At 36.7% G+C, this 8,167-nt stretch carries 12 protein-coding genes; 1 reads left to right on the forward strand and 11 read right to left on the reverse strand.

Going from position 1 to position 8,167, the window contains the following annotated elements:
- Positions 1-830: 830 nt before the first annotated feature.
- The 4 genes from BLQ99_RS14430 to BLQ99_RS14445 form a co-directional block, all read right to left on the reverse strand.
- Positions 831-2,627: a TOTE conflict system archaeo-eukaryotic primase domain-containing protein gene (locus BLQ99_RS14430; protein ID WP_143005913.1), complete on the reverse strand. Its 1,797-nt coding sequence runs from the start codon at positions 2,625-2,627 to the stop codon at positions 831-833.
- A 67-nt stretch (positions 2,628-2,694) separates the two neighbouring features.
- Positions 2,695-2,955, reverse strand: coding sequence for a septation protein SpoVG family protein (locus BLQ99_RS14435; RefSeq protein ID WP_093692187.1), 261 nt, complete (start codon positions 2,953-2,955; stop codon positions 2,695-2,697).
- A gap of 458 nt (positions 2,956-3,413) precedes the next feature.
- Complete coding sequence (locus tag BLQ99_RS14440) at positions 3,414-4,106, reverse strand: hypothetical protein (protein ID WP_093692189.1); 693 nt, start codon at positions 4,104-4,106, stop codon at positions 3,414-3,416.
- A complete protein-coding gene (locus tag BLQ99_RS14445; protein ID WP_093692191.1) occupies positions 4,082-4,594 on the reverse strand; it encodes an HAD family hydrolase in 513 nt (170 codons plus the stop codon). Before BLQ99_RS14445 ends, BLQ99_RS14440 begins: the two co-directional genes overlap by 25 nt.
- Before the next feature lie 182 nt (positions 4,595-4,776).
- Between BLQ99_RS14445 and BLQ99_RS14995 the strand changes: the two genes are divergently transcribed.
- A complete protein-coding gene (locus BLQ99_RS14995) occupies positions 4,777-4,938 on the forward strand; it encodes a hypothetical protein (protein WP_171904703.1) in 162 nt (53 codons plus the stop codon).
- Positions 4,939-4,961: 23 nt separating this feature from the next.
- Here the strand turns inward: BLQ99_RS14995 and BLQ99_RS14450 are convergent, their stop codons facing one another.
- From BLQ99_RS14450 to BLQ99_RS15000, 7 genes are all read right to left on the reverse strand, one after another.
- A complete protein-coding gene (locus BLQ99_RS14450; RefSeq protein WP_093692193.1) occupies positions 4,962-5,282 on the reverse strand; it encodes a septation protein SpoVG family protein in 321 nt (106 codons plus the stop codon).
- Between the two features lie 98 nt (positions 5,283-5,380).
- A complete protein-coding gene (locus BLQ99_RS14455; RefSeq protein WP_093692195.1) occupies positions 5,381-5,926 on the reverse strand; it encodes a hypothetical protein in 546 nt (181 codons plus the stop codon).
- Positions 5,927-5,968: 42 nt separating this feature from the next.
- Positions 5,969-6,184 (reverse strand): hypothetical protein, encoded by a 216-nt coding sequence (locus tag BLQ99_RS14460; protein ID WP_093692197.1) that lies wholly within the window; start codon positions 6,182-6,184, stop codon positions 5,969-5,971.
- An 11-nt stretch (positions 6,185-6,195) separates the two neighbouring features.
- Entirely contained in the window at positions 6,196-6,426 is a 231-nt protein-coding gene (locus tag BLQ99_RS14465) for a hypothetical protein (protein ID WP_093692199.1), read from the reverse strand.
- A 111-nt stretch (positions 6,427-6,537) separates the two neighbouring features.
- The gene (locus tag BLQ99_RS15465) at positions 6,538-6,708 is read right to left on the reverse strand and encodes a helix-turn-helix domain-containing protein (RefSeq protein WP_093692201.1); all 171 of its coding nucleotides are present in this window, start codon (positions 6,706-6,708) and stop codon (positions 6,538-6,540) included.
- Between the two features lie 146 nt (positions 6,709-6,854).
- Complete coding sequence (istB, locus tag BLQ99_RS14475; RefSeq protein WP_093692203.1) at positions 6,855-7,589, reverse strand: IS21-like element helper ATPase IstB; 735 nt, start codon at positions 7,587-7,589, stop codon at positions 6,855-6,857.
- Positions 7,586-8,167 (reverse strand): hypothetical protein (locus BLQ99_RS15000; protein ID WP_216093679.1); only part of this gene is annotated, 582 nt, incomplete at its 5' end. The genes BLQ99_RS15000 and istB, both read right to left, overlap by 4 nt.

Genomic DNA, 8,167 nt, shown 5'->3' on the forward strand with positions numbered 1-8,167 from the left:
AAAACAAGCAAAATGTCCACATTCTACGATACAAAAACAGGCAAAATCATATGCCTGGCTGTTGGTTTTATGCATGAATATATGTTTTAAATATGCAGAATCAATGCATAAATATAATGAACAAAACTGTTGCCAGGCGTTTTCTAATGTTAGGTAATCTACCTTTAAAACCGTTCTAAAACAGGAAGGGAAATTGTTTCCCTCTAGACCGCATAGCAAGCCCTACAGCAGGTTTTTTGTCACAGGTAGGTATGATACCCTTAACCCTGCTTTTTTTGTGGTAAAATCATTATTTTTATCATTATAAACAAGAGAAAAAACAAGCAACAACAAGCAATCACGAATAAGCAAAATGTACAAATACTTTTTCGGCTGTTTTTGCTTGTTTATTAGACAATATCGACGAATTTAAACAGCGAAAATAAAAAAATATGCGATTTTTTGAGGTTGTAAATAGCGGTTAATATAAAACCCTTTACCGCAAAATACAACCTGAAAAAATAGGGTTTAAACTAGGGTTTTTGGCATAAAAACAGGCATAGCGAAATGAAAAAACAACGATAATATCTATTCCCGCTAATAATGGGGATGGTCAACTCGACTACCCCTTGGGTTTTTGTGATTAGATAATTTATTACCTGGTAACAATTTTGGGAAATAAAAAATATTTCCCAACGCATGGTATTGGACTGGTCAGTCAGAAGTTATTATTAACTTTATTTTAACAATATTATTCAGTAATGTGATAACCGGGTAACCAACTAGACGAACTGACCAAGTCTAACATAGGGTGTTAAATATGTTGCACTCTATACGATATTTAATTGCAATTAATTTATCAATTTAATCAATTCCTTATTTATTTCAATCCACTTCATTAAACTATTCTTAAACATATTGATTAATTCATCTCTTTTATCCCCGGCAATGTTATTTAAGATTAAGTACATACCCATAACAATGACTTTATTTAACTGCATTAAAGTTTTTTCAATATGATTATCACTTTGTATTGTCTTTTCCAAAAAACTAACATAATCTTCAAATATAAGTTTTAATACAAGTAACATTACTTTTACTTCTTCATCATATCCTGTATTTTCATATAACGCCGGGAAAGATTGTCTTACTAGGTTTAGTATTTCATCATGATTTAAGTTCAGACCAATCTTAAAACGGTAAGTATTTATGTCTTGATTAAGTATTTCCAACATAAATTTAGCGAAAGAATAATAAACAACTTCCCCATGGCTGATATTGGATTGATTAACTATTGGCATATAATATAACGAGGATAAATTGATTTTTTCATTACCGAATAACTGAATATTCTTTTCCCCATGTAATGCCTTGAATATCAGCTTATTTTCCAGTTCCTTGATATGATTGTAAACAGTTCTTTTACTTTGCCCGGTGGTGGTTATGATTTTGTTGATATTTAAATAAAAATAACCATTGTCGTTATGAATTTTTGCCGTTTTGTAAATTTCAGTCAATGTCTTGCGTAAATGTTCTGGTTGGGAATTTATTATCTCATAATCATAATCGGTTAATTCAATAATCCCTAAATGATAGTTATTTTTGAATACATTGCCAACAGTAGAAACAATATCATTCAGTGATTTTTCTGCACTATCTTTTGTCCTGCCTGCGTTGTGTTCTCTGTCGGTAAACCAATATAGTCTTTCTATGACTTCATTCTCTGTATAGCCAATCTCCTTGAAATAGATTGACAATAAAAAAGTATACCTATGTCTTATCCCCGGGCCTGGTAAGCCATTTTCCCATATATTTTGCAAGTGTTCATGATTGATTATTTCCTTGTCAAAGTCAATTGCTACTGTTTTTATTTGTTTAATATCGCTTGCTGCCAGGTAAAATTTTTGCCAGTTTAGATGTTTTGTCATTGGTGTGATACTGAGTAGGTATTCATACTGATCTGTTATTGGTCTAAACGTTTCTTTGTCTAAAAAGACCATCATATTACCTGTGTTTGGGTGAATACCCAAAGGTAATTTAATTCCCCGGCTGTTATTACTTTCTGGTCTTATTTCTACATGAATATTTGGATTGTCATTGATACTCCTGATACTATCAGCGAATGAAACAATATCGCTGATTTTGACTTTGTACTGCCAAAACAACCAAATATGATACCCTTTACCGCCGGAATATTCCAGGTGTATGTCTTTATCGTCAATATGTTTTCTTAATTCATGTATCAGTTTTTCAGCTACTTCTCTAGCCTGGTTAATATCCCCATCACCTTGTTTGACTATATCGACATCAAAACATAAAAATTTTGTATGTGTTGGCGCAAACATTACACCATAACAGTTTCTACCTCTTAGGTGTTGCTTAATCAACCTGTCATTCAATCTTCTATATCCGGGCAGTTTTAATGTATCTATTGTCTGCCAATTATTTTTATTGTGCATGATGTATTTATACCTAATATCGACAAATAACTGATTGATTTTGTCTACTATCTGGTCAATGTATGAAACATAGTGCTGTTGTTTAAATTCTCTAACATTCAGGCCATGTTTTCTGATATGCCTTGATAGTATCAAATATTCTTCCCCACATATAGGGCAGGGAATAGGTTTTCTTAGCTTCTCAAACAAGCTATCATCTCCTTGTGCAATTATAGGGTGTTAAATATGTTGCACTCTATACGATATTTAATTGCAATTAATTTATCATTTTTTCTATTATCTCACTTTCCATATACTTTCTAAATCCATTATTTATTGGGTGATATATGTCATATCTATATTGATTATCTTTACTTACTTTATTAGGAAATTTTATATAATAACCTATATTGTTTTTACATACTTGAATATCCTTCAGTTTTAAACAATCATCTAAAACAACATCACATAACTTAATAAGTTCTGGATTATGATTGTTTTTTGGTTCTCTGAATTGAATAGAAGTTATTTGAATCATATAATCCCCCCGATTGTTTATATTGACTTATTGTCAATGTATTTTTTCAGGTATAAAAAACAACGAATGACAGGCGGCCTAATCAGCCAACCTGTCTATTATTTTATGCTAACATATTTTCAGAAAATTGTCAAACAATTCTTCCTGCGGCAACAAGTCTTGAGTTTTAAATAGGCGATTATCGCCTAATTTTTCTGGTCTTCCTCGTTCAATTCCGTTGCTAATTTTTCTTGGGGTTTAAAATTATTTTCATCGTAAATTTTGCCTTGTCATCCCTAAATCATTAGCTAATTCTTGTTGGGTTTTGGGTGTAAAATTATTTGTCATCCTATATTGGTTATTACCATTTTTAATCCCATATATTTCCTCCAGTTCTACTATACACCGACTAAGTTTTATCTGTTTGTGTTTTCAAGTTCCAATTATCGGAACTTGATTTTCTATCACCTCCATGTTGACTAATTGGTCTTCAACACATACTCACCGAAATATCGCCATGATTCATTTTCATCAAGTATACCTATGCCCGGCAATACAACACGAGAGAATTCACCAGTCCTTATGTGTTTACTACCAAACAACCTAAGCGAATATCCCTGCGTATATCCTGGTGTAGGGTATAGGGTGATGAATACTTTTTCCGTGTCTATGTTTTGGTCTTTTAAACAATCCATCACAAACCCAACAATCCGGCGGGAAAAAGAATAGATTTTTTCATTGTTTTGCTTTTCACCTAGTTTCACCCATATGTGATAACCTCTACCTGATTCAACCATTAGCGGCAATATATTTTCCAATTTCAGGTAAATGTACACATATTCTGCTACTAGGTATGTTTCCTCTTGTGACATTCCCCTATTATCGATGTTGAAGCAAAGTAAATCATTCGCATAATCATCAAAATAACCGCATACATTGCCATTTTGTGCTATGTGATGTTTAAGTAAGTAATCATATACCGCAGGACTAACTCGTATTCGGTATTTGTGAATATCTTTCTTGAAGTCAACGTAATCAACTACAACGCCTGCTTTTCGCATAATGTCAATGAAGTCAAAGCCGAAGTCGTTAACCTCTAATTTCAAAATGTTTGGTTTCATGCATGAATAAAACTTTTTCAACAATGCTAATTTTTGTCCTGTGCTAAACATTGTTTCACTCCCCCCCAATTCCCCGGCCGGAACACTGTTACGCCTATTTGGCGGGCGAATTCGATATTTTCCATGTCGTCGATCAAATAAGGTATTTGCCATAGCCTGCATACCTTTGACTTTATATCGGACGTATCAATGATTAAATCGTAATGTATGCCATGTTTGGCTAACCATTGCTTTGTTTCCGTGTAACAATTCCGCAAATCCCTGTAGGTGAGTATCACTATTCGCCAACCATTGATGTTTAACCATTGCATGAATTCCTGTGCTCCTGGTACAACATCAGCCAATATGTACGCTTGTTTGTGTATTTCGCGGATTTTTGTATAATACTTCGCCGGAATATCTGAATATAGCAATCTGTCTTTCTTTGCATATATCAACGCCTGGTTATATTCGTTGTCATTTGTTGGTTGAAAACTATTTAAAATTTCAGAAAAATTATTCAACGTATCATCGATGTCAACAGCTATTGTTTTGTTCATTATTTTTGCTCCTTTCTATGTAAAAATAATAGATATTATACGAAAAACATAAATAATTATCTAATAAATGAATATAAACGTATATAATTATTTTTAATCATGATTTTTACCGCTTGACTATTGACAAAAAATTAATGTTTGTCCTAAAATTAAGGTAAAAATAAACGAAAGGTGGTTTTACAATGTACATAATCAAAAACATTTACGGTACGCAAGATGAATTTCAGGACAAGGAAGAGCTTGAAAGTGCTTTATATGATTTAGTAAAAGATGAGGGTTTTTGGGATTTATCTGTTGTTGATGACACAGGAAGGAAATATGATATTGTAGTTACGATTAAGTAAAGGGGACGGCAAAACACCGTCCCCTAAGTCATATCAACCACCGTTTTTCCTTCCTGTTCAAATTCATTGGTATCGATCCTTTGCCAGGCATCTATTACTTGCGCTATAACTTGCTCGTGTATTTCCTTGCTCACACAATACGCTACAAGGTAAAATCCTATTTGTGACTTCCTTCTAGGAAAACGCAGGAAATATTTGTCGTTGTCATCGGGATATTTCCCGAAAAGAACATCACGAATTACAATTGCGTTTTCAATCTCGATGTTCGCAATTGCAATAACACCAGGTAGTTTTTCTTGTTGTCTGTTTGCCTTTTTGAACATGATACTAGTGATTTTCATCATATATCCGCTCCTTTTTTGGTTTTGTTCATGAAAAAAGGGTGTAAGTTGATTTAAATCTCCTTTGAGAAGATTTGAAACTTCATTGTGGTGACACACCACTATTCGCGCATTTTCTGCTCTATCTGCCGCAAAACATATTCCGGTAGTTTCGTATTCGGATCCAAAATCATTTCCCCATATCGACCATACTTAAACCTGATTTTATACTGGTCGCCTGCATTGGTTTCAGCATAGATATATTGCTCATCGAATGTGTCAACCAACCTGAATGTTTTTAGTTTCTGTTTCTCTTTTTCTTGCCAAAATACCCTGGCCAATTCTTTGATTTTGATTTTCGCCGACATAGGTATTTCGTAGCCAGGTATTTCTATATGTGTTTGTTCTGCCAGGTAGCCAACCGGACCTAGAACTTGCCCGTTTTTGAAGTAAATAGTAACCATAGGCAATCCATATCCAGGACTATCGCTGAATTCGGCATTTACTACTTCGAATTGATTTTCCCACTTCTCATAACAAGCAGGACAGGTAAGAAGGATATTACCGTCAATCACCCTATACCATAGACCCTGATTTTTTGGCATAAACACTTTTTGGCACTCTGAACATTCCAATTCAAGCCAGGTTTTGTGTTTTTGTTGCATCATGAAACATCTCTCCTTTTGATTTTGATAAAATATAAAAACCGCCTAACGACCCATGATTGGCGCAAAAGGCGGATTTTTTATTGGTTTAATATGCAATTGTTTACATAATTCTATAAATGATTGCTCATGTTTTGGATTGACAACAAAGGTATCATCAATCAGCCATATCGCTATTTGTGAGTCAGTTAATTCCCCTAATCTGTATTTGATTGATTTTTTTGCCTGTTTCAGACTTTTTGACGGCCTACCTCTTGGCATTGATGACCTCCTTATCTGACATTCAGGACTTTTTCGAGACCTACGGCCAAAACCTTTCGCAATTCACTTGCCATTTCGGGATTTTCCACTTCTAACTCGTCAATGTCTGCTTGTATTAGTTCGATGTTCTTCACTACTTGCCTAAGCATTTCAACAGTATTTGCTATGTCATTCATTACATGATGAACATAATCACTATATCCACATGTATTTTTGATAGTGTACTTTTCGTTTTTTTCCATAAGACTACTCCCCCTTGATTTTGGAAAATTTTGGTACCTGAAAACCCGCATAAATACTGGCTTCGCAGGCATTGGTTTTGTCACAAAATAGCCTTGTAAAGGGTTTTATATTCACCCCTGTATTTTTGTGACAATGTTAGCAGGCAAATATCTTTGTCCATTTTCAATCATAGCAATCATTGACCTAGTCAATCCTAACTTTTTCGCTGCTTGCTCCTGAGTCAATCCATGCTTTTTTCTGTATCGCTTCATCACTTCGCTATCACTCATCACCACCTGCATGAATTCGCCGCAATGACAGGTAATATGTTCACCAGCATAAAAAAATGCCTGAGTATTGCAGGCAGGACATTGCAGGTGTATTTGGCAAGTAAAAAATGCATAAAATGGCAGCCAAAAAGTGCACAGGGCACTTGCCAATAAAATGGCTAAATTTGGGAATTTTCCATATTGCCTAGCGCATGCCGCAGGCGGTAACTTTCACCACTGAAAGCAAGGATCCTGGCATGGTGTACCAATCTGTCAACCAATGCTGCCGTTAACTTGGCATCGCCAAATATTGTGCTCCACTGGCTAAACTCAAGATTTGAGGTTACTATGACACTCTGACGCTCATAACAGTCTGTGATGACATGAAACAAAAGTTCTGAGCCAGTCTGATGAAACGGCACATAGCCAAGTTCATCCAGAATTAACACGTCGGCCTTTGCAAGTTCCCGGCGAAACTTCGTCAAAGTGCCGTCACCATGCTTAAATTGCAGGAGACTGACCAGGTCAGCTACCCGAAAAAACCGAACCAGCTTGCCCTTTCTTGCCGCTTCTATGCCCAGCGCAATGGCCAGGTGAGTCTTACCTGTACCCACCGCTCCCAACATGAGGATGTTCTCTTTTTGCCCTAGCCACTCCAGGCTTAATAGTTTTTCTTTGCCGTAATTAGCTGGGAAGGTAACGGTATCAAACGAGTAACTGTCAAGGGTTTTAAGCTGAGGGAAACCGGCTCTTTTTATGAGACGGTTGAGTTTCATCCGCTGCCGGCCGACAAGTTCGGCTGTTAATACTTCCGTTACCAGTACTTTCAGCTCGGCAGAAGCCTTCTCGTTCACTGCTGCGCTTACATAGGCCAGCCGCAGTTGCCGGCAGATATCGGTAAGTGTCTGGTTCATACCATCTTGCCTCCTAGCTTCCCATGGAGGCGATCATAGCTGCTTAGGTTAGGAGTATACTGGACAGCAGCCGGCAATTCGCGAGCGGTCGGCAATACTTCCGGCAGCGTTTTTTGCGGATTACGAATAGTATACAGTCTATGTATCATCCGGTCACAAAAAGCACCTGTATGGCCATCGGCAAGCCACTCTTTTTCAAGTGCCTGAGCTATCTCATCCAGCCGGTAACATGTCAGCCACTCGCTAAGCCAGCCGAGGCGCAGTTTTATTTCATTGGGAGCGCCACCGGCATCCCGGGCCAAAACAAACTGCTGGATAACCAGGGGCAACAGCCGGACAAACTGCGAATGGTTAACGCTGCGCGGCTTTTTCTGCAAACTTTGCAATACTTCCCGCCAGGGGATGTCCATGGTTTTGCCGGTGTATGGCCGGGGGAATTGGGCTAGCTTTTGGTAATCGCTGTCATACACTTCTATCCGGTTCCAAAACACTTTTAGTAAGACGTCGGCATCAGGTTGTACGCCAGGGAGAAAAAAGCTGGCATTATCAAAGCGGATTTCGCCATAACCGTTAACTTT

The organism is Sporolituus thermophilus DSM 23256, assembly GCF_900102435.1.
GTDB lineage: Bacteria > Bacillota > Negativicutes > Sporomusales > Thermosinaceae > Thermosinus > Thermosinus thermophilus.